The organism is Paenibacillus sp. MAH-35, from assembly GCF_058135425.1.
In genome coordinates this window covers 60,811-81,964 of sequence record NZ_JBYUPU010000003.1, presented here as the reverse complement: position 1 = coordinate 81,964, position 21,154 = coordinate 60,811, and the positions used below count along the sequence as shown (strand labels likewise).

Sequence of the window (21,154 nt, the reverse complement as noted above, 5' to 3'; positions counted from 1 at the left end):
GGGCCGAAGGCGGATTGGTATCCGCAAAATCGCTCTGCCGCAAGCGGGCGTCCGTCAAGCCGGCGAGTCCGATTCCCTTTTGCAGGGTATGGACATCTATGGTATAGTTTGTCGTATATATAAGGATGCAAAGGAGTTTGAACAGCGATTGCTGAAAAAATTGATTCCGCAAAAAAGCGTCCACTCGATATACGAGATTGATGTTCAGACGTTGTGGATGTCCGGTGTCCGGGGCATTATTACGGATCTGGACAATACGCTCGTGGGTGCGAAGCATCCCCAGGCGACGCCGGAGCTGCTCGATTGGCTGAGGCGTCTGCAGGAGATCGGCTTTCAGGTGGTCATCGTCTCCAATAACAATCGGCTTCGCGTGTCGACGTTCTCCGAGCCGTTGTCTATCCCTTACATATTCCGTGCGAAGAAGCCCGGGAATGCCGCGTTTCGCCGAGCGCTGCAAATCATGTCGCTCGCTCCGGACCAGACCGTCGTCATCGGCGATCAGATGCTGACCGACGTTCTCGGCGGAAACCGACTCGGACTGTACACGATTCTGGTTCGTCCGATCGAGCTGCGAGACGAAGGATTTTTTACCAAAGTGAACCGCAGAATCGAAAAGGTCGCGCTGTCTTGGATGAAGCGCAAAGGCCTAATGGAATGGGAGGACACGTAACATGGCGGAGCATAACCTGCGCTGTTCCGGGTGCGGGATCCAGGTCCAGACAGAGAAGCCGGAAGAGCTCGGGTACGCGCCCGAAGCGGCTTTGAAGCGCGATCCGCTCTTATGTCAGCGCTGCTTCCGGATTAAGCATTACAATGAAATGTCCAGCGTAACACCCGATCAGGACGAATTTCTCAAAATATTAAGCGGGATCGGCGGTACGGATGCGTTAATCGTGCATATCGTCGACCTGTTCGATTTTGAAGGAAGCCTGATCGGCGGCTTGCACCGTTTTGTCGGCAGCAACCCGGTCGTGCTCGTCGTCAACAAGATCGATCTGCTGCCCAAAGCGATCAACACCAACCGGATCTTGAACTGGGTGCAGCGCATGGCGAAGGAGAACGGGCTCAAAACCGCGGAAATCGTCCTATGCAGCGCCAAGAAAAATATCGGCTTCGACCGCGTCGTCGAAGCGGTAGCCAGACTCCGCAAAGATAAGGACGTCTACGTGGTCGGCGCTACCAATGTCGGCAAGTCGACCTTGATCAATCGTCTCATCCGGGATTACAGCGATCTGGAGGCCGAGCTGACCGTCTCCCCGTATCCGGGCACTACGCTTGATCTGGTCCAGATTCCTCTGGACGACGGGCGGTTCATTATCGATACGCCGGGGATCGTCTACAAGCACCGGCTTACGGAGCTGATCGACAAGAAGGATATGCAGACGCTGCTGCCGGATAAGCCGATCAAGCCGGCGGTTTATCAGTTGAACGAGCAGCAGACGTTGTACTTTGGCGCATTGGCCCGTTTTGATTTTGTACAGGGCGCCAGACAATCGTTCACTTGCTATGTATCCAACGCGGTGCCGATTCACCGGACGAAGCTGGAGCGTGCGGATGAGCTTTATGCGGCGCATAAAGGCGAAATGCTCGCTCCTCCTCACAAGGACCGGCTGGAGTTATTACCGCCGCTCGTCAAGCATGCGTTCCGCATTCCGAAAGGAAGCTTGTCCGATATATTGATATCCGGACTGGGCTGGATCGCGATCAACAGCGATGCCGGCGCGCAAGTCGTCGTTCATGCGCCTAAAGGCGTAAAAGTGGCCGTACGCAGCTCTTTGATCTGAAGAGCGGCGGACGGTCGTCGTCATCTTGAAGTACGGGGAGAAGAGCCAGGATGAAGCAGGGGAATATGGACACTGCAACGGTCATGCATGGCGTGTTCGGGGACCCGATCAAACATTCCAAGTCGCCGGTTATGCATAACCGGGCTTTCCGCGAGCTTGGACTGAATGCCGCCTATGCCGCGTTTCACGTCCGGCAGGGTCAACTGAAGGATGCGGTCGCCGGAATACGCGCCATGCAGTTTCGCGGAGTGAACGTAACGATTCCGCACAAGCTCGAAGTGATGGATTACCTGGATGAGATTTCCGAGGATGCCGTGGCGATCGGGGCGGTCAATACGATCGTTAACGACGACGGCAAGCTGACGGGCTACAATACCGACGGGATCGGATATGTCCGCTCCTTGAAGGAGGAGGCCGGATTTGCGGCGGCCGGCAAGAAGGTGCTGATGCTTGGAGCCGGCGGAGCCGCTCGCGGCGTGGCGTATGCGCTTGCCAAAGAAGGCGCGTCCGCGGTTTACATCGCCAACCGGACCGTATCGAAAGCGGTTCAGCTAGCCGATTCGATCCGTCCGTTCACGACATCCGAAGGCATCGGCTTCGACTCGATCGCGGACGTCCGGGACGAGATCGATCTGATCGTGCATAATACGGAAGTCGGCATGCATCCGAACGTGGACGAAGTGCTGATCGATACTTCGTGGTTCCACGAAGGGCTGACCGTCAGCGATATCGTCTACAATCCGCTCGTTACCCGCTTGCTGCGGGAAGCTGCGGAGCGGGGGGCCAAGACGCACGGCGGACTGGGCATGTTCATATACCAGGGCGCCTATGCGTTTGAATATTGGACCGGACGCGAAGCTCCGGTTGCCGCGATGCGGGAAGCGGTGCTGGAGGCATTTGGAAGCTAACAGGAGCTAGAGGTTTTTGAGGGGGACCATACGGATGTTAACAGGAAAACAAAAACGGCATTTACGGTCGCTCGCCCACCATTTGAATCCGATTTTTCAAGTCGGCAAAGGCGGCACGAACGAGCATCTGATTCAACATATCCAGGAAGCGCTGGAAGTCCGGGAATTGATCAAAGTATCGGTGCTTAACAATTGTCTGGATGACAGCGACGAGATTGCGGCCGAGCTGGCCGAGAAGTCCGGCGCCGAGCTTGTGCAGCGGATCGGCAAGACGATTGTGCTTTACAAGGAATCGAAAGAGCACAAGCAGATCGTGCTCCCTTAACGGGTGTACGCGCAATACAATATTGGTGTCCGAGAGGACAAGCGGAATAACTGCACATTCAGCGAATGGGCAGGGCGGGAGTGTCGGGGATGAAGGTAGGCATTATGGGAGGAACGTTCGACCCGATTCATCAAGGACATCTGCTGGCCGCGGAGCGCGCGAGGGAGGAAGCCGGGCTGGACGAGGTATGGTTCATGCCTTCCAGCACGCCACCGCATAAGCCGAACGCGCCAAAAGCGTCGGCCGAGCAGCGGCTCGCGATGGTTGAAGCGGCGATAGCCGGCAATCCGTTTTTTCGGGCGGAGCCGCGCGAGATTCGCCGCGGAGGCACCTCGTATACGGTCGATACGGTCCGGGAGCTGAAAGCCGCGTATCCCGGATACGAGTTCTATTATATTATCGGCGCCGATATGGTGCAGTATTTGCCCCACTGGGTCCGGATCGAGGAGCTTGCCCGGATGATTACGTTTATCGGGCTAACCCGGCCGGGCTACTCCACGGATGTGAGCGGGCTGCACGAGACGATTCGGGACAAAGTGCTGCAGGTAACGATGCCGCAGGTCGACATTTCCTCCACGTTAATCCGGAATATGCGAAGCTGCGGCCAATCGGTTCGATATCTCGTACCGGAGACGGTCGTATCTTATATCGAGGGGAATCGGCTGTATGAATCGTGAATCATTACTGGAAGCGACCCGCAGTCAGATGCCGGCAAGACGATGGGAGCATACGCTTGGCGTCATGAGCTCGGCGGTCGCTCTGGCGAAGCGTTACGGCGCGGACCCGGAGCGGGCGGAGCTTGCCGCATTGCTGCACGATTACTGCAAATATTGGCCGATCGACGAGCAGCGCCGGGTATATGCCGAAGAAGGGCTCGACCCGGAACTGCTGGACTACGATCCGCAGCTGCTGCACGGCCCGATTGCGGCCGAGGTCGTCCGCAAACGTCACGGCATCGCCGACGAGGAAGTGCTGGATGCGATCCGGTACCATACGTCCGGCCGGGAGAACATGACGCTGCTTGACAAAATGGTTTGTTTGGCCGATTATATCGAACCGGGCCGGGATTTCCCCGGTGTGCATATAATCCGGGAAATTGCCGACCATAGCTTGGAGAGAGCGCTGATAGCCGGCTTGGATTCGACGATCCGGTTTTTGCTCGATAAGGGAAAGAAAGTATATCCGCTGACGCTTGCTGCCCGCAATGCGCTTCTTGAAGAGGCGGGCCGGGCCGGATTCGGAACGAAATAAAGGTTTGCCTATGCCAAGCAACAGTTAGTCTAAAGGAGGATGCAGATGAGCCAATCACCGGATCATTTGATGAACGAGATCGTAAAAGCGGTAGATGACAAAAAAGCGCACAATATCGTTGTGCTGAATTTGAAGGGCATATCGCTGCTGGCCGATTATTTCGTAATCTGTCACGGGAATTCCGATACGCAGGTACAAGCGATCGTCCAGGAAGTGCGCAAGAAAGCCGAAGCGATGGGGACGACGGTCCGGGGAATTGAAGGGTTCGATACGGCCCGCTGGGTGCTTGTAGACTTGGGCGATGTCGTGGTCCACGTCTTCCACCGGGATGAACGCGAGTATTACAATATCGAGCGTCTGTGGTCGGATGCGAAGGTGGTCGAGCTCGTATGAGATCGTCGGAGGAACGGATGGATGCCGGAAAGGTAGCGAAGCTGACGGTGGCGCGCGAAGTGCCGCCGAACGGCTTCTTTTTGACGAACGGGACCCGCGATGTGCTGCTTCATTACAGCGAAGTGGTGGGGACGATCCAGCCCGGCGATGAAGTGGAAGCGTTTTTGTTCCACGATACGGAAGACCGGCTCGCCGCTACGATGAAAACGCCGAAAATCCGGTTAGGTGAAATCGGCTTGCTGGAAGTGGCCGACATTCATCCGAGATTCGGCTGTTTTCTGGAAATGGGGCTTGGACGCCAGCTGCTGCTGCCTGCTTCCGAGCTTCCGGAAGCGAAGGAGCTCCGGCCGAATCCGGGCGACTGCGTGTATGTGAGATTGGAGCACGACCGTCAGGGACGGATGACCGCGAAGCTGGCGGGAGAGAAAGAACTCGTGCCGCTGGCGTTCCGTGCGCCGGATTCGTGGAAGAACAGCTGGGTCGATGCGATCGTCTACAAGCAGCTGCAGATGGGCACATTCGTCGTATGCGACGGAGGCGTGCTCGGATTCGGAGCGATCGGGATGATCCATGAGAAAGAACGGACCCGGCCGCTGCGTCTGGGCGAGAAAATCCAGGTGCGGGTCGTGTTCGTCCGGGACGACGGCCGGGTCAACCTGTCGATGCGCCAGCCGAAGCAGATCGGCCGGGAAGAGGATGCGGAGCGTATACTCAGCTTCCTGCGGGCCAGACCGGGAGGTTCGATGCCCTATTCCGACGAGACGCCGGCCGATGTGATCGCCTCCAAGTTCAACATTAGCAAGGCGGCGTTCAAGCGCGCGCTCGGCAAGCTGATGAAGGAAGGGCTGATCACCCAGAAGGGCAACTGGACGCATTTGGCGAATAGCGACGAGGAATAGTTTTACGCGGCAGCTCCTGGCGTTAACGGATGAAGGAGGACGGCTCGGCGGATCAAGTCCGAGTGCGGTGCTTGGTAGTGCGGGGCGTTTTCCGTTTCAGAGTAAAGCTTACGTTTTTCTGGGAAGCTAAGCCCATTCGATTGGCAACAAAAGCTGCCGTATTGCGCAGGGTCATTCTTACAGCTTCGCCCAAGCTTCGTTCCGAAGCTTTCTTTTTTTTGGATGATTTTGGTCGAGGGGGACCGGTACAGATGCGTTATGAACAATTCGCATACATCTACGACAAGCTGATGGAGGATATGCCTTATCCGCAATGGCTCCGGTTCATCCGCCAATGCTGGGACAGCTACGGCAAGCCGCAAACGGTCGTTGATCTCGGCTGCGGGACGGGAAACTTGACGATTCCGCTGGCTCAATCGGGCCTTCGCGTGTTCGGAATCGATTTGTCGGACGATATGCTGGCCGTGGCGCAAGAGAAAACGGAACAGCGCCACCGCACGTTTCCGTTCGCTTCGGGCGGCTCCGTCACCTGGCTGCAGCAGGATATGACCGAATGGGAGCTGACCGAGCCGGTCGATTCGGTTATTTCGTGCTGCGACTGCATCAACTATTTGACCGAGGAGACGGATCTGGCCGGGACATTCCGCCGCACGTTCGCCGGATTGAAGGAAGGAGGCACGTTTATTTTCGACGTACATACCGAGCATCAGCTGAGATCTTATGCGGAGATGCAGCCCTTCCTGCTTAACGACGACGACGTTTCTTATATATGGACAAGCGAACTGGACGAGGAGCGGTGCGAGATCGAGCATGATTTGGCGATTTTCGTCCGCGAGTCGGAATGGCTGGCTGCGGATTCACAGACGAAGGAACCGGCGCGCGACCTGAAGGATACGAACGGAGCCCGGTATGTGAGGATCGACGAGACACATGTGCAGAGGGCGTATCCGCTGGAGCGGATCGAATCGCTGCTGCGGGAAGCCGGGTTTTCCCGGATTCACCGGTTCGCCGATTTTAAGCTCAAGCCGCCGGTTGCGGAGACCGAACGCGTCTTTTTCGTATGCGTCAAAACGTCCGGGGAGTGAGTGCCATGAACGCGAATGTGCTGAAACGCGCGGAATCGTTCGCCAGGTCGTTTCATGAGGGCGACGCTTCCGGCCACGACTGGACGCATATCGAGCGGGTCGTCCGGATGACAAGGACGATAGCGGCCGCCGAGAAGGCGGACCCGATCATATGCGAGCTGGCGGCGCTGCTGCACGACGTGGCCGATCCGAAGCTGAATGCTTCCAAGGAAGCGGGGATCGCGAGCGTGCGCGGGTTTCTCGATAGTCTTCCGATTCCGGCCGACGCCGCGGATCACGTGATCGCTATTATCGCCACGATGTCGTACAGCGAGGGGCCCGGTCGGCCGATGGCGACGACGGAAGGAAGAGTCGTCCGTGATGCGGACCGGTTGGATGCGATCGGTGCGATCGGCATCGCGAGAACGTTCGCCTATGCGGGCTGGAAGGGGCATCCGCTGCATGATGCGGCGCTCGCTCCGAGAGCAACGTGGACGCAGGAATCGTACGGCAGGGAGCGTTCAACGGCGATCAACCATTTTTACGAAAAGCTGCTGAAACTGAAAAGTCTGCTTCATACCGAAACTGCGCGAAAAATCGCGGATGAAAGACACCGTTTTATGGAAAGCTACTTGGAGCAGTTCCACAAAGAATGGAGCGGGAACGGCTAATCCGGTCCGGTCGTGCGGCGTGCATAAGCGCGGGGAAACACGGAGGGAACGGGTCGCCGGTTCCTTCACGCCTATCTATATCAAAATTAGAACGATATTGTTCTAATTTAGCTATTACCAATATATTTCGATTCAGGTATAATGGAGACATAGTATGCATACATGAAACCGCGCTGCTTGTGGACGGGTGCGGAGCTGGAGGGAGCTGCTTCAATGAAGACCGGGGATGCGGGCATATTGTTTCCTTGGAGGACTGTATACGGGCCTAACTTAGGGTACGTTCAGGAACAGTACGAAATATACGAATCCGACCCGAATTCGGTGGACCCGACTTTTCGGGAATTGTTTGCGCGCGTTGGCGCGCCGCCAGCTACAGAGACAGAAGGGACGGCACAGCCGGCCGCTGCGCACGCGCAGGCGGTAGACGGCCTTTCCTTGCAAAAGGCGGTCGCTGCCGGAAAGCTGATCTGGAATATTCGCACTTACGGCCATTTGGCGGCGGACATCGATCCGCTGGGCTTAAGCGCATCTGCCGATACACGCTTGATCGAGCCGGAAACGTTTGGACTGACGAAGGAAGATTTGGAAGCTCTGCCTGCGACTTTGATCTGGGAAAATGCTCCGGACGACGTCGTTAACGGCTGGGAAGCGATCGAACGGCTTCGCAGCACCTATACGCGGACGATCGCTTATGAGTTCGCTCATGTTCATGAAGAGCAGGAGCGGGAATGGCTGAACAAGCGCGCCGAGAACGGCGAACCGCTGGCCGAACCGGCAACCGTGAAGGAAAAAACCGAGCTGCTCGGCCGATTGATCGATGCGGAGCAATTCGAGGCGTTTCTGCACCGGACTTTCGTCGGTCAGAAGCGGTTTTCCGTAGAAGGAAACGACGCCTTGATTCCGCTGCTCGACGAGATCGTCCGCTCGGTCGCACGTGACGGGGCCGGCCATCTGCTGATGGGAATGGCGCACCGCGGAAGACTGAACGTGCTGGCTCATATTCTCGGCAAGCCGTACAGCCGCATTTTCGCGGAATTTCACCATTCGCCGAATAAAGACCTGGTGCCGTCGGAAGGCTCGACAGGCATTAACTACGGCTGGACCGGCGATGTGAAATACCACCTTGGCGCAGACCGTTCGGTAGCGGATCACGGCAATACGATCCGGATCGTGCTCGCGAACAACCCGAGCCATCTGGAATTTGTCAATCCGGTCGTCGAAGGCTTTGCCCGCGCGGCCCAGGAAGACCGCGGACAGGCCGGATGGCCGCAGCACGACCCGAGCAAGGCCGCAGCCGTGCTGATTCACGGCGACGCCGCATTTGCGGGCGAGGGCATCGTTCCGGAGACGCTGAACTTCAACCGTCTGACGGGATACCGCAACGGCGGGACGATCCATATTATCGTCAACAACAGGCTCGGATTTACGACGGACAGCGCCGATTCGCGCTCGACTCACTATGCGAGCGACTTGGCGAAAGGGTTCGAAATTCCGGTCGTGCACGTCAATGCCGACGATCCGGAAGCGTGCGTCGCCGCCGCCCGGATGGCCTGCGAGTTCCGCGACCTGTTCAAGAAAGACTTCCTGATCGATCTGATCGGTTACCGCAGATACGGTCATAACGAATCGGACGATCCGGAGTCGACACAGCCGCTCATGTATTCTAAGGTGCGCAACCATCCGACTGTCAGCGAGCTCTACGCATCCCAGCTGGAGAAGGAAGGCGTCATTACCCGGGACCAATACGAGCAGATGAAGCAGGAGACGGTCTCCCGTCTTCAGGAAGCTTATGAAGATATGAAAAACGCCGATAAGCTGGGCGAAGACCGCACATGGGCGGCGGCGGACAGCGAGGCTGCTCCGGCGGAGCTCGTCACGGCGGTGCCGCTCGATAAGCTGCGCGAGATCAATCAAGATCTGTTGAAGCGTCCGGCAAGCTTCAACCCGTATCCGAAGCTGCAGCGTATCCTGGAGCGTAGGGCGGGCGCGCTGGACGAAGGCGGCAAGGTCGACTGGGCGCTGGCCGAAACGCTCGCGTTCGCGACGATCCTGGCCGACGGCAAGCCGGTCCGGCTGAGCGGACAAGATTCGCAGCGCGGCACGTTCGCGCACCGGAACATCGTGCTTCATGATCCGCAGACCGGCGAGACGTATTGTCCGCTGCACGATCTGCCGCAAGCGAAAGCGTCGTTCGCGGTTCATAACAGTCCGCTGTCCGAAGCGTCCGTTCTCGGCTTCGAGTACGGGTACAACGTATTCGCTCCCGAAACGTTCGTGCTGTGGGAAGCGCAATATGGCGATTTTGCCAATGCGGGCCAAGTAATCATCGACCAGTTCATCTCCGCCGGACGCGGCAAATGGCGTCAGAAGTCGAGCCTCACCTTGCTGCTGCCTCACGGCTACGAAGGGCAAGGGCCGGAGCACTCAAGCGCACGTCTGGAACGTTTCCTGCAGCTGTCCGGGGAAGAGAACTGGACGGTCGTTAATATGACGAAGGCTTCGCAATATTTCCACCTGCTGCGCAAGCAGGCGATGCTCTCCGAGACGGAGGACGCGCGTCCGCTTATCGTGATGGCGCCGAAGAGCCTTATCCGCAACCCGCGGGTCGCCTCGGCCGGTACGGAGCTTAGCGAAGGCGCGTTCCAGCCGGTGCTGGAGCAGCAAGGAACCGGGCTTCAAGCGGAACAGGTCGAACGAATCGTCTTGTGCAGCGGGAAAATCGCCGTCGATCTGGAAGAGGCGATCTCGGAAAACGGGCAGTCGCAGCAGGAATGGCTTCACATTATTCGCGTGGAGCAGCTGTATCCGTTCCCTGCCGAGGAAATCTCGAACATTTTCGCACGGTACGGCAATTTGAAAGAAATCGTATGGGTTCAGGAAGAACCTAAAAATATGGGCGCTTGGTTCTTTATGGAGCCGAGAATCCGTGAAATTGCCCCGCAAGGCGCAGAGGTCCGGTATATCGGACGCCGGGAGCGTTCCAGTACCGCAAGCGGTTATCAAACCGTCCATACGTTCGAGCAGCGTCAAATCATTGAGAACGTTCAAGATCGAAGCTTCTTCGATAACAACCGATAAGGAGGCCGCGGCTGTGTCAGACATCAAAATACCCGAGATGGGCGAATCGATCACCGAAGGAACGATATCCAAATGGATGGTGAAAGTTGGAGATCGTGTCGGAGCAGGCGATCTGCTTCTTGAATTGGAAACGGACAAGGTCAATTTGGAGGTAAGCGCCGAATCCGCCGGCGTTATTGCAGAAATCCGCAGAGGCGAAGGCGATACGGTTCAAGTAGGTGAAGTCGTAGGAACGATCGGCGCCGCGGGAGCGGAGCCGACTGCACCCGCTGCACCTGCCGTGGAGGCGCAGCCTTCTGCGGCTCCGGCTCCAGCCGCACCGGCGGAAGCCGCTTCCGCTCCGGTACAGGCCGCTCCGTCGGTTATCGCGGCATCGGCTCCGGGCGTCGCCGCTTCCCCTTCGGCCAGAAAGCTGGCCAGAGAGCGCGGAATCGACCTGCAGCAAGTTCAGCCGAGCGATCCGAACGGACGGATCAGCCGTACCGACGTCAGCTCCGCGCAGGATCAGGCGCCTGCCGCGCCGGCTGCCCGTCCGCAAACGACAAGCGGCATTACGGCGGCATCGGCATCGGAAGATCCGACCAAGCCGGTTGAGATCATTAAGATGTCGAGACGCCGTCAGACGATCGCGACCCGCCTTGTGGAAGCTCAGCGCACGGCAGCGATGCTGACTACGTTTAACGAGGTCGACATGACCCGGATTCTCGATATCCGCAAACGCCGCAAGCAGTCGTTCCAGGAGAAAAACGATGTCGGCCTCGGCTTTATGTCCTTTTTCACCAAAGCGGTTGTCGGCGCGCTGAAGAAGTACCCGCTGCTTAACGCGGAAATCGACGGCGACCGGATTATCGCCAAAAAATATTACGACATCGGGATCGCGGTCGCGGCCAAGGAAGGACTGGTCGTTCCGGTCGTACGTGATGCAGACCGTCTCGGCTTCGCCGAGATCGAGAAACGGATCGCCGATTTGGCAGGCAAGGCGCGGGCGAACACGCTCCAGCTGTCCGACCTGCAAGGCGGCACCTTCTCGATTACGAACGGCGGCGTCTTCGGCTCGTTGCTGTCCACGCCGATTTTGAACACACCGCAGGTAGGCATTCTCGGGATGCACAAAATCCAGTGGCGTCCGATCGCGCTGGACGAGCAGCGGATGGAAAACCGGCCGATGATGTACATCGCCCTGTCGTACGATCACCGGATCGTCGACGGCGCCGAAGCGGTACGTTTCCTTGTGACCATCAAGGAACTGCTGGAAGATCCGGAATCGCTGCTGCTTGAAGGATAAGCGGGCACGTTCCCGGTAACGGGTTGCATATATCCCGAAGGGGATCGACAGAAGCATTGGATGCTGTCGATCCTCTTTTTTTGTAGGAAGCGCGGGGGGCGGATGGAGCGGGAGCCGAACGGTTTCTGCCCGCTGGAAAGGTTGCCCGGTAACGGTTGCGTTTACGCAGACAGGGCGGGGAGGGGGCGCAAGAATGGATTCGTATGGAAAAGTGTCCGAACACGCAAAGAAAGTAGCAGGTATAGTAAGTAGCAAATGTTAATTTAGAAAGTAGCCGATATAGGAAGTAGCAAATGTTAGTTTTCAGTGAAGGCGAGCCGTTTCCGTTCGTGAGGAGCCTCCTTTTTAACAACTTCTCTTGGGCAACTCCTCTTGGGCAATTTCTCTTGAACAGCCCTCTTGAGTACTTCCTCTTGGGCAGACGGCCTGGTGGCACCGGACCCGAGGGGAAATAGAAGTCTTTTGCGAGGCTGTCGATTCATTGTGTAGAAGTGTTAGCAGGCCGTTCCAAGTGAAAAGTTACCTTCTTCTGCTCAGACAGGTTGTCCTGAATCCCTTGATTGAATAAGGATTGTAAGGTAGGGGATTCCAGACAAAACTCGCCAGAAGGTAATCTTTTCCCTTTCCACTTGGTTTTGTCCACATTGAATCGACAGCCTCTTAATCACCTCTTATTTAGCCGCTTTTTCGCGTTTTTGGGGAAAATGGCTAAAATAACGGTCTCAAATCGCTCTTATTTTGGAAAAATAATCTATTAGTTGAAGAATAAGAGCTGCAAACCGCTCTTATTGGGGAAATCTCGTGCCATGCCCTAGCCAGAACTGCCTATATCCCCGCATACCGTCGAACCACGGCCGCTTTCCGAACCAAGAAACATCCCGCTAGTACGCATACCCCCGAACCAAGAAGCTACTACTCCGCAAACATACACATACGCCTCAAACCCGCATCTAGCTCCAAATCAGAACCCGCCCGCCCCAGCCCCCTCATGTACCTCAAACCACGGCCGCTCCCCGAACCAAGAAACATCCCGCTAGTGCGCATACCTTCGAACCAAAAAGCCACTACTTCGAGACACACACATACGCCTCGAACCCACATCTAGCTCCAAATCAGAACCTGCCCGCCCCAGCCCTCACATACGCCTCGAACCACGCACCGCTCCTCGAACCGAATCTGCCCCCACCAACAAGCATTCGCCTCAACCAGTCTCGATGCCGCGTCCCGTCTGCCGCTCCCGTAATCTATAAGCCTACTATTTTTTTAGTATATGGAAATATTTTGGCATCTGGCGGAATAGAGTAGGATAAGCCCCTTTCCCGATAACCGGGTCAACAAGACGGCGATTGTGAAGTAAAAGGAGGTTGCTTGTTCTGCATGATTACTAGATCCCCTTACGTTTCGCCGGACGATCTCTATTTATTCAATCAAGGCCAACTGCTTCGGGCATACCGGAGCTTCGGCGCTCATCTGTGCGAGCTGGACGGACAAGGCGGCACAGCCTTTGCCGTATGGGCTCCGAACGCGCTGGAGGTGCGGGTCGCGGGGGAGTTTAACGGCTGGGACGGCACGAACCATCCGCTGACCCCCGCCGGGACGACGGGCGTGTGGACCGGCTTTGCCGCGGACGTCGGCGAAGGCGCGCTGTACAAATACGAGCTGATCGACGCGGAAGGACGAAAACGGCTCAAGGCCGATCCGTTCGCGTTCCAGTCGGAGCTGCGTCCCGGAACGGCTTCGGTCGTCGCCCGGCTGGACGGCTACGAGTGGCGGGACGAGCAATGGTTGCAGCACAAACAGCAGCATCCGCCGTACGAACGCCCGATGCTTATCTATGAAGTGCATCTCGGCTCGTGGAGGCTCGAAGCGCCCGAACAGTTCCGGACGTATGCGCAGTTGGCTGATGAATTGGTAGACTACGTCTGCTCGATCGGCTATACCCATATCGAACTGCTGCCGCTGACCGAGCATCCGCTCGACCGGTCGTGGGGCTATCAGGCGACCGGGTATTACTCGGCTACCAGCCGTTATGGCCCGCCCGAAGGACTGAAGCTGCTTGTGGACCGCTGCCATCAGAGAGGGATCGGCGTCCTGCTCGACTGGGTGCCCGGCCATTTCTGCAAAGACGATCACGGACTCCGGCTGTTCGACGGTACCCCGCTGTACGAGGATTCCGATCCGAGACGGGCGGAGAAGCCGAACTGGGGAACGCTCGCCTTTCACTTCGGCAAGCCCGAGGTACAAAGCTTTCTTTTGTCGAACGCCTTGTTTTGGCTCGACGTTTATCATATCGACGGCTTCCGGGTGGACGCGGTCGCCAGCATGATCGATTTGCATTTCGACAAGCCGGACGGGATACGGACGTGGAACCGCCATGGCGGAACCGAGCATCTGGAGGCGCTCGATTTCTTGCGCCGGCTGAACGAAACGGTGTTCGGCCACTATCCGGACAGTCTGATGATCGCCGAGGATTCGTCGGCTTGGCCGGGCGTCACGTCGCCGACCTACAAGGGCGGCCTCGGCTTCAACTACAAGTGGAATATGGGCTGGATGAACGACATGCTCCGCTATATGGGGACCGATCCCGCGGATCGTCCGGCCTGCCACAACCTGACGACGTTTCCAATGATGTACGCCTATTCCGAAAACTACATCCTGCCGCTTTCCCACGACGAGGTCGTGCACGGCAAACGGTCGCTCCTGCACAAAATGCCTGGCGCTTATGAAGAAAAGTTTGCAAATTTGCGGCTGTTTTACGGGTACTGGTTTTGTTTTCCCGGTAAAAAGCTGCTGTTCATGGGCGGCGAATACGGCCAATTCGACGAATGGAAGGACGACGCCGGACTGGACTGGATGCTGCTCGATTACCCGCTGCACGCTGCCGTGAACCGGTATATGCACAGGATGAGCGAGGTGTACGCTTCTCTTCCTCCGCTCTGGGAGCTGGACCATTCCCCGGAAGGGTTCCGCTGGATCGATCCCGATAATGCCGAGCAGAGCGTCCTCTCGTTCGTCCGGTACAGCCGGGAGGAGGGGCGCCATGTAGTGGCCGTATGCAACTTCTCGGGCCGCGCTTATTCCGATTTCCGGATCGGCGTACCGGCTGCGCCGGCTTACCGGATGTTAATCAACAGCGACGCCGCCGAATACGGCGGCCGCACGACCGCCGCTTGGCCTTTGGTCAAGACGGAGCGGACGAAACGGAACGGACAGCCCGTCAGCTTGACGCTGAACGTGCCGCCGCTCGCCTTTATCCTGCTTGAGCCGCTCCGGTCCGCTGGCAGGCAGCGCAAAATGAACCAATAACCCCCCGAGAGGAGAATCGATATATATGCGACGTAACGAATGCATCGCCATGCTGCTGGCCGGAGGGGAAGGACGCCGGCTGGGCGTATTGACGAAAGATTTGGCCAAGCCTGCGGTCCATTTTGGAGGGAAATACCGGATCATCGATTTTACGCTCAGCAATTGCGTCAATTCCGGGATCGAGACGGTTGGCGTGCTGACCCAATACCAGCCGCTCGTGCTGAACCGGTATCTCGGCATCGGCACTCCGTGGGGGCTCGACCGGCGGGAGGGCGGGATGCATGTGCTCCCTCCGTTCGTCCGGCAGAAGGGTGGCGTGTGGTACAAAGGGACGGCCAACGCGATTTCCCAAAATATCCGGTTTATCGAGCGGTACGATCCCGAATACGTGCTGATCATCTCGGGGGACCACATCTACAAGATGGATTACAATGAACTGCTCCATACGCATAAAACAAGCCGTGCGGACGCCACGATCGCGGTCATCCAGGTTCCTTGGGAGGAGGCGAGCCGGTTCGGCGTGTTAAGCGTCGACGAAGACGGAAGGATCGTCGAATTCGCCGAAAAACCGAAACAGCCGAAGAGCAACCTGGCCTCCATGGGCGTATACATGTTCTCCTGGCGGGCGCTTCGCGAGGCGCTCCTGCAGGATGAGTCGGACAGCGGCTCCTCCAACGACTTCGGCAAGGATGTCATTCCGGCACTGCTGCGAAACGGCTCCCGATTGTATTCCCACCGGTTTGAAGGATATTGGAAAGATGTCGGCACGATCGACAGTTTATGGGAGGCGAATATGGATCTGCTCGAAGATAAACCGGCTCTGGACCTGTACGACCGTTCTTGGCGCATCTACTCTGTGAATCCGAACCGCCCGGCCCAGTACATATCGCCATATGCGAGCGTGGAAAGCTCGCTGATCAACGAAGGCTGCGTCGTGGAAGGACGCGTGAGCCGCTCCGTCCTGTTCCACGGGGTACGGGCCGAGGCGGGCTGCCTGATCGAGGATTCGGTCATTATGCCCCATGCGGTTATCGGCAAAGGAGCGACGATCATCCGCGCGATCGTCGGAGAAGGCGCCGTCGTAGGCGAAGGGTGCACGATCGGCAGCTACGATTCGCCCGAGATCGCCGTCGTGGCGAGCGGGGCGGAGATCGAGACGCTGCAATCTCATGAGGAGGCGAATCCGGTATGAAACATTTGATGATGGGCGTCATCAATCTTATTCACGAGCAGGAGGAGATGGGACCGCTGACCGCGGGCCGCTGTCTCGCCACCGTTCCGTTCGGCAGCCGGTATCGGCTTATCGATTTTGTATTGTCCTCGATGGTGAATTCAGGCATTTCCAACGTCGCCGTGTTCGCCCATACGAAATACCGTTCGCTGATGGACCATCTCGGCTCCGGCAGCAACTGGGATTTGCATCATAAGCAGAGCGGGCTGTTCGTGCTGCCGCCGGCGATCGAAAATCAGACAGACTTCGGCCGGGGCGATCTGTATCATTTTTACCGTCACCGCGATTATTTTACGCGTACCTCGCAGGATTACGTCGTCATCGCCCGCAGCCATATGGTCTGCAATATTGACTTTACGCGCGTCCTGGAGCAGCATCGGGAACGGGGCTCGGATATTACCGTCGTCTGCAAAAGAGAGCCGGGACCGCTACCCGGATTGTGCCGGAAGGTGAAACTGGACGAAGCGGGGCGCGTGCTCGATATGCAGGATCATTTCGGTCGGCTCGAGAGCGACGTCGTCTCGATGGAGATGTACGTGCTGCACAAGGAGCAACTGCTGAATCTGGTTGACACCTCGCTTGCCCAAGGGCGCGATCATTTTGTCGGACATGCGGTCATGTCGCGGCTCGGCGAGCTGAACGTACACGCTTACATGCACGACGGCGTACTCGGCGTCGTTAATACGATCCCGGCCTATTACCGGCACAATATGGAGCTGCTCCAGCCCGAAGTGTGGAACGAGCTGTTCCAGCGGCCGGGGCCGGTCTATACGAAGGTGAAGGACGAGCCGCCGGCCCGCTACCGCCGCGGCTCCGAGGTGGCGCATTCGCTGATCGCCAACGGCTGCGAGATTGAAGGCACCGTGTACGGCAGCATCTTGTTCCGCGGCGTCAAAATCCGCGAAGGGGCCGTTATCAGCAACTGTATTATTATGCAGAACGGGATTGTCGGGGCAAGCGGTTCGTTGGAAAACTGCATCCTCGACAAAGAAGTGAGCATCCGTCCGTTTCAAGGGCTCAAGGGTTCGGCGGGCACGCCATTTGTCGCGGGCAAGCGGAACGTCATCTGAATCGGATCGGCCGCCGGGCCGCCGCGGACCATTATTACGCGGCGGCTGCCGGTATACGGAGGAGGGATTCCATGAACGTCTGGTTCGTAGCCTCGGAGGCGGCGCCGCTCGTGAAGACGGGAGGGCTGGCCGACGTTGCGGGGGCACTGCCCAAAGCGCTGGGCTCGCTCGGGATCGACGTCACGGTCGTATTGCCGAAATACGGGGCGATTCCGGCTTCCTATACAGCGTCCAGCGTCCCGCGCGGACATTTCCGCGTGTCGCTCGGCTGGCGTTCCGTCTATTGCGGGCTGGAGGAGCTGACTGTGGACGGAGTGCGTTTTCTGCTGATCGATAACGAGACCTATTTCAAGCGCGACCAGCTGTACGGTTATGGAGACGAAGCGGAACGATTCGTCTTTTTCAGCATGGCGGTTCTGGAGGTGATGGCAAGGTGCGACCGGCTGCCGGATGTGCTCCACTGCCATGACTGGCAAACCGGTCTCGTGCCCTTTCTGCTGCGCACCCGGTATTCGTATCTTCCGCAGTTCCGCAGCATCCGCACCGTATTTACGATTCATAATCTGCATTATCAGGGCGTGTTCGGACGGGAGCTTCTGCAAGATCTGCTCGGGGCCGGAGACGACATGTTCGGACAGGATGGCTTGGAGTTTTACGGTGCGGGAAGCTGCATGAAAGCGGGGATCCGCTACGCGGACAAGCTGACGACCGTCAGTCCTTCCTATGCGGCGGAAATTCAGAGCCCCGAATACGGGGAAAGGCTGGACGGACTGCTCCGGCAGCGGGCCGGAGATTTGACCGGCATCGTCAATGGCATAGATACAAGCAGTTACGATCCCGCCGGCGATCCGCACCTGGCTGCGCCGTATTTGCGCTCGTCCGGCGGCAAGCGGCTCAATAAGCGGCCGCTCCAGCAGGAGCTGGGGCTTCTGCCGGACGAAGAGGTCCCTGTCATCGGCATCGTCTCCCGGCTGGTCGCCCAGAAGGGGCTTGAGCTGATCGGCGAGGCGCTGCCCGCTCTGATGGCCGAGGATGTGCAGCTTGCCGTACTCGGCTCCGGCGACGCCCGCTATGAGCGGATGCTGCTCGACGGGGCCGCTGCCTACCCGGGCCGGCTGGCCGTGCGGCTTCGCTTTGACGAAGGGCTGGCGCGGCGGATCTATGCCGGTTCGGACCTGTTTCTGATGCCGTCACTGTTCGAGCCGTGCGGGCTCAGTCAACTGATCTCGCTGCGTTATGGAACGTTGCCGATCGTACGGGAAACCGGGGGGCTGCGCGATACGGTACAGTCCTACAACGAATATACGGGAAAAGGGAATGGCTTCAGCTTCGGGCCGGCGGCCGCCCATGATTTGGCGTATACGGTGCGGCGGGCGCTGTCGTTTTACCGGGACCGGGAAGCATGGGAGCGGATCGTGCGCAACGGGGAGTTGTCGGACATCGGCTGGGAAACGTCTGCCGGACGTTATGCGGATCTGTACCGGGAGTTGTTGAAGGGATAGACCGGCTGGTCTTTTGTCCATCTGCCAGAACGTTTAGGTTCTTTACCGTGCCAAAGTGAAAGGAAGGGACGGGGTTCCCTTACTTGACGTTAGAGAACGTATATTCAGGTTCGATCGATGACTAACGAATCGTATCGTGCTTATGGCTGAAAAGCGACGTTTGTGCAGACTTAACGAATCCAGGTATCGTTATCGAACCGAAAGCGGAAAAAAACGATCCAATTTGCGGGGAATAACATTACAAGAGTTCGTTACAAATTCAAACGTCCGCATTCGGCTCCGATAACGACTGCTGGGTTCGTTAGCCATACCACCGCATGAAGACAACACGACTTGAACAGCGGTTGGAGTCGCACCCTTTTCCTTCCGACGGGCTGTCGTATGGGTTTGAAGACCAAGACCGAAGGAGTCTCCAAAGTTTTTTTCACGATTTAAAGTTTTTTCACGATTTCGCGAGGCTCACTTCAAGTGCGAGTTCAAAAAGTCCGGTTATCAGCACCGAGAAGATGGGATGAAGCTAGGAAATGAGGAGCGGAGCGTAGTGGGAGCTTTTGTGAGCACCGGAAGTTCCGGCTGAATTCTATATTCGATGTCGAGCACGCTTCCTGATCGGCTTCGTGATCAAAAGTGGGCTTTTTGAAACATCCTCTTGGAACCGGTTTTCCTCAAGAAAAAGGACTTCAGTCTCCACATATCGTGGAAATTGAAGTCCTTTCGTTTAAAAGTGGAGACATCCCCCTGTCAGGAGAATCCTTCCGGGACAGCCCTTTTTATAGTTGCTTTCCGGAGGGGCGGTCGGCGGGCGCGGACAGGCGTTACGATTATCCGCTGGCTGATCAGCCCGCAAGCCGCATCCCGCCGCTTGTCCGCACGAGACGCGGCACGATTGGGAAGGAGGCGACCCGGTCGGCCGATACCTCATAAAATGTCCAGCGGATGCAAGTAAATGGCAAGCATGGAGATGGAGGGTATGTAACAATGTACCCGTATATTCGTTTTTTCATGAAATGTAAGCGCGTTCATCAAAATCGAAAGTAGGGGATTCGGATGATCAGATTACGTTTTGCATCGGTTGCGTTGTCCGTTGCGGTGGCGGGAGCTTTGGCTGCTGCGTGCAGTCAAGGGCAGGAGAAGGAGCCGGAACAGGCGGCTCCGGCAGCAAGCAATCCCGTTGAAACAAATGTAAGCGAATACAAGGGAGGCCCGGCCGAGCTGCTCATTCAGGATATCAACTCGGGCACGACAGACGAGCAGTTTCAGAAGTTTTTCGTCGAACCGCTCAAAGCCAAATACCCCCAAATCACTCTCGTGCAAACCCGTGAGACGCTGGATAAGCTTCTGGCGGCGGGAACGCCCCCCGACATCGTGCTGGTCAGCAACGCCGGACTGGGCACCGTGCTCGAGGCCGATATCCCCGAAGATTTGACGCAAATGATCAAAACGCACAAAGTGAATCTCAGCTCGATGGAACAGGCGGTCGTTCAGCAGACGGAGCGGCTCGGCGACCAGAAGGCGTTTTACGGAATGCCGTTCGCGATGAATTATGGTGCGATGGTGTACAACAAAGATATATTCGACAAGTTCGGCATCGCCTATCCGAAGGAAGTCATGACTTACGAAGAAGCTCTGGAGCTCGGCAAAAAATTAACCCGCGTCGACGGAGGCACGAACTATATCGGCATTATGCCGCCCGATCTGAGACAATTGTACTGGCAATACGGCGTGCCGGTATTCGACAAGTCGAAAAACAAATCGGTGCTCACTACCGACAAGCATGCCCAGGTGTTCTCGATGCTGAAGCAGTTTTATACAATTCCCGGGTACGTGGAAGGCGGGAAATACAGCCACTCGGTCGACCTGTTTTTCAAGGAGCAGCGGATGGCGATGTATCCGAACTGGGTGTCGGCGATCATCACGTTTTTCACCAGGGCGGAGACGAAGGACGCGTTCAAATGGGATATCGTCGCACATCCGGGCTACAGCGACAAGCCGGGTCTCGGCAAAGAGGTCGATTACCACATGGCGGTCGTCAACAAGTCGGGCAAGCACAAGGAAGCGGCTTATCAAGTGCTGCTCAGTCTGATCAGTGAAGGGGTGCAGACGAAGCTTAGCAAAGCCGGCCGTCTCTCGATTCTGACGAATAGCGAGATCCGTAAAGTGTACGGCGAGGAAAGCGAGATTTATAAAGGGAAAAACTTGCAGTCGATCTTTAAAGTCTCGCCTTCGCCGCTTCCGGATGCGTCCAAATATGACGCGAAAATCAACGCCCTGCTGATCGGGGAAGTGACCAAAAGTGTCGTGATCGACGCCACCGACATCAATACGGCGCTGCGCAACGCCGAAGAGAAGGCGAACAAGGAAATTGTCGTACCGTAAACGGTAAACCG

General features: G+C 57.3%; 17 protein-coding genes. All 17 read left to right on the top strand.

Annotation, left to right across the window (positions count from 1 at the left end):
- The first annotated feature begins 88 nt into the window (after window positions 1-88).
- The gene (locus AC3Y2E_RS03900; RefSeq protein ID WP_190932369.1) at window positions 89-670 is read left to right on the top strand and encodes a YqeG family HAD IIIA-type phosphatase; all 582 of its coding nucleotides are present in this window, start codon (window positions 89-91) and stop codon (window positions 668-670) included.
- Window position 671: 1 nt separating this feature from the next.
- Window positions 672-1,784, top strand: a complete 1,113-nt coding sequence (gene yqeH, locus AC3Y2E_RS03895) for a ribosome biogenesis GTPase YqeH (protein WP_379207346.1) — start codon at window positions 672-674, stop codon at window positions 1,782-1,784.
- 50 nt (window positions 1,785-1,834) lie between these two features.
- Window positions 1,835-2,692 carry a shikimate dehydrogenase gene (gene aroE / locus AC3Y2E_RS03890; protein WP_332074174.1) on the top strand — a complete coding sequence of 286 codons (858 nt, stop codon included), beginning with the start codon at window positions 1,835-1,837 and terminating at the stop codon, window positions 2,690-2,692.
- Window positions 2,693-2,726: 34 nt separating this feature from the next.
- The gene (yhbY, locus tag AC3Y2E_RS03885) at window positions 2,727-3,017 is read left to right on the top strand and encodes a ribosome assembly RNA-binding protein YhbY (RefSeq protein ID WP_332074175.1); all 291 of its coding nucleotides are present in this window, start codon (window positions 2,727-2,729) and stop codon (window positions 3,015-3,017) included.
- Window positions 3,018-3,106: 89 nt separating this feature from the next.
- Window positions 3,107-3,694 (top strand): nicotinate-nucleotide adenylyltransferase, encoded by a 588-nt coding sequence (locus AC3Y2E_RS03880; protein WP_379207342.1) that lies wholly within the window; start codon window positions 3,107-3,109, stop codon window positions 3,692-3,694.
- On the top strand, window positions 3,684-4,268 hold the full coding sequence (yqeK, locus tag AC3Y2E_RS03875) for a bis(5'-nucleosyl)-tetraphosphatase (symmetrical) YqeK (RefSeq protein ID WP_190932358.1): 585 nt from the start codon (window positions 3,684-3,686) through the stop codon (window positions 4,266-4,268). Before AC3Y2E_RS03880 ends, yqeK begins: the two co-directional genes overlap by 11 nt.
- 45 nt (window positions 4,269-4,313) lie before the next feature.
- Window positions 4,314-4,661 carry a ribosome silencing factor gene (gene rsfS, locus AC3Y2E_RS03870; protein ID WP_190932359.1) on the top strand — a complete coding sequence of 116 codons (348 nt, stop codon included), beginning with the start codon at window positions 4,314-4,316 and terminating at the stop codon, window positions 4,659-4,661.
- Window positions 4,658-5,560, top strand: a complete 903-nt coding sequence (locus AC3Y2E_RS03865; protein ID WP_379207338.1) for a CvfB family protein — start codon at window positions 4,658-4,660, stop codon at window positions 5,558-5,560. The genes rsfS and AC3Y2E_RS03865 overlap by 4 nt, the downstream gene beginning before the upstream one ends.
- Before the next feature lie 251 nt (window positions 5,561-5,811).
- Window positions 5,812-6,645, top strand: coding sequence for a class I SAM-dependent DNA methyltransferase (locus tag AC3Y2E_RS03860; RefSeq protein ID WP_379207336.1), 834 nt, complete (start codon window positions 5,812-5,814; stop codon window positions 6,643-6,645).
- 5 nt (window positions 6,646-6,650) lie between these two features.
- Window positions 6,651-7,295 (top strand): HD domain-containing protein, encoded by a 645-nt coding sequence (locus AC3Y2E_RS03855; protein WP_379207334.1) that lies wholly within the window; start codon window positions 6,651-6,653, stop codon window positions 7,293-7,295.
- A gap of 213 nt (window positions 7,296-7,508) precedes the next feature.
- Window positions 7,509-10,373 carry a 2-oxoglutarate dehydrogenase E1 component gene (locus AC3Y2E_RS03850; protein WP_379207332.1) on the top strand — a complete coding sequence of 955 codons (2,865 nt, stop codon included), beginning with the start codon at window positions 7,509-7,511 and terminating at the stop codon, window positions 10,371-10,373.
- Window positions 10,374-10,386: 13 nt separating this feature from the next.
- The gene (gene odhB / locus AC3Y2E_RS03845; protein WP_379207330.1) at window positions 10,387-11,658 is read left to right on the top strand and encodes a 2-oxoglutarate dehydrogenase complex dihydrolipoyllysine-residue succinyltransferase; all 1,272 of its coding nucleotides are present in this window, start codon (window positions 10,387-10,389) and stop codon (window positions 11,656-11,658) included.
- Between the two features lie 1,377 nt (window positions 11,659-13,035).
- On the top strand, window positions 13,036-14,964 hold the full coding sequence (glgB, locus tag AC3Y2E_RS03840) for a 1,4-alpha-glucan branching protein GlgB (RefSeq protein ID WP_379207328.1): 1,929 nt from the start codon (window positions 13,036-13,038) through the stop codon (window positions 14,962-14,964).
- A 25-nt stretch (window positions 14,965-14,989) separates the two neighbouring features.
- Window positions 14,990-16,156: a glucose-1-phosphate adenylyltransferase gene (locus AC3Y2E_RS03835; RefSeq protein ID WP_379207326.1), complete on the top strand. Its 1,167-nt coding sequence runs from the start codon at window positions 14,990-14,992 to the stop codon at window positions 16,154-16,156.
- Window positions 16,153-17,265 (top strand): glucose-1-phosphate adenylyltransferase subunit GlgD, encoded by a 1,113-nt coding sequence (gene glgD, locus AC3Y2E_RS03830; RefSeq protein ID WP_379207324.1) that lies wholly within the window; start codon window positions 16,153-16,155, stop codon window positions 17,263-17,265. The genes AC3Y2E_RS03835 and glgD overlap by 4 nt, the downstream gene beginning before the upstream one ends.
- A 71-nt stretch (window positions 17,266-17,336) precedes the next feature.
- Window positions 17,337-18,767: a glycogen synthase GlgA gene (glgA, locus tag AC3Y2E_RS03825; protein WP_379207322.1), complete on the top strand. Its 1,431-nt coding sequence runs from the start codon at window positions 17,337-17,339 to the stop codon at window positions 18,765-18,767.
- A gap of 1,047 nt (window positions 18,768-19,814) precedes the next feature.
- On the top strand, window positions 19,815-21,143 hold the full coding sequence (locus tag AC3Y2E_RS03820) for an ABC transporter substrate-binding protein (RefSeq protein ID WP_332074187.1): 1,329 nt from the start codon (window positions 19,815-19,817) through the stop codon (window positions 21,141-21,143).
- The last annotated feature ends 11 nt before the right edge of the window (window positions 21,144-21,154 follow it).

Coding starts and splice junctions, on each gene's coding strand:
- AC3Y2E_RS03900 (WP_190932369.1), top strand. CDS start 89: ATGGACATCTATGGTATAGTTTGTCGTATATATAAGGATGCAAAGGAG.
- yqeH (WP_379207346.1), top strand. CDS start 672: ATGGCGGAGCATAACCTGCGCTGTTCCGGGTGCGGGATCCAGGTCCAG.
- aroE (WP_332074174.1), top strand. CDS start 1,835: ATGAAGCAGGGGAATATGGACACTGCAACGGTCATGCATGGCGTGTTC.
- yhbY (WP_332074175.1), top strand. CDS start 2,727: ATGTTAACAGGAAAACAAAAACGGCATTTACGGTCGCTCGCCCACCAT.
- AC3Y2E_RS03880 (WP_379207342.1), top strand. CDS start 3,107: ATGAAGGTAGGCATTATGGGAGGAACGTTCGACCCGATTCATCAAGGA.
- yqeK (WP_190932358.1), top strand. CDS start 3,684: ATGAATCGTGAATCATTACTGGAAGCGACCCGCAGTCAGATGCCGGCA.
- rsfS (WP_190932359.1), top strand. CDS start 4,314: ATGAGCCAATCACCGGATCATTTGATGAACGAGATCGTAAAAGCGGTA.
- AC3Y2E_RS03865 (WP_379207338.1), top strand. CDS start 4,658: ATGAGATCGTCGGAGGAACGGATGGATGCCGGAAAGGTAGCGAAGCTG.
- AC3Y2E_RS03860 (WP_379207336.1), top strand. CDS start 5,812: ATGCGTTATGAACAATTCGCATACATCTACGACAAGCTGATGGAGGAT.
- AC3Y2E_RS03855 (WP_379207334.1), top strand. CDS start 6,651: ATGAACGCGAATGTGCTGAAACGCGCGGAATCGTTCGCCAGGTCGTTT.
- AC3Y2E_RS03850 (WP_379207332.1), top strand. CDS start 7,509: ATGAAGACCGGGGATGCGGGCATATTGTTTCCTTGGAGGACTGTATAC.
- glgB (WP_379207328.1), top strand. CDS start 13,036: ATGATTACTAGATCCCCTTACGTTTCGCCGGACGATCTCTATTTATTC.
- AC3Y2E_RS03835 (WP_379207326.1), top strand. CDS start 14,990: ATGCGACGTAACGAATGCATCGCCATGCTGCTGGCCGGAGGGGAAGGA.
- glgD (WP_379207324.1), top strand. CDS start 16,153: ATGAAACATTTGATGATGGGCGTCATCAATCTTATTCACGAGCAGGAG.
- glgA (WP_379207322.1), top strand. CDS start 17,337: ATGAACGTCTGGTTCGTAGCCTCGGAGGCGGCGCCGCTCGTGAAGACG.
- AC3Y2E_RS03820 (WP_332074187.1), top strand. CDS start 19,815: ATGATCAGATTACGTTTTGCATCGGTTGCGTTGTCCGTTGCGGTGGCG.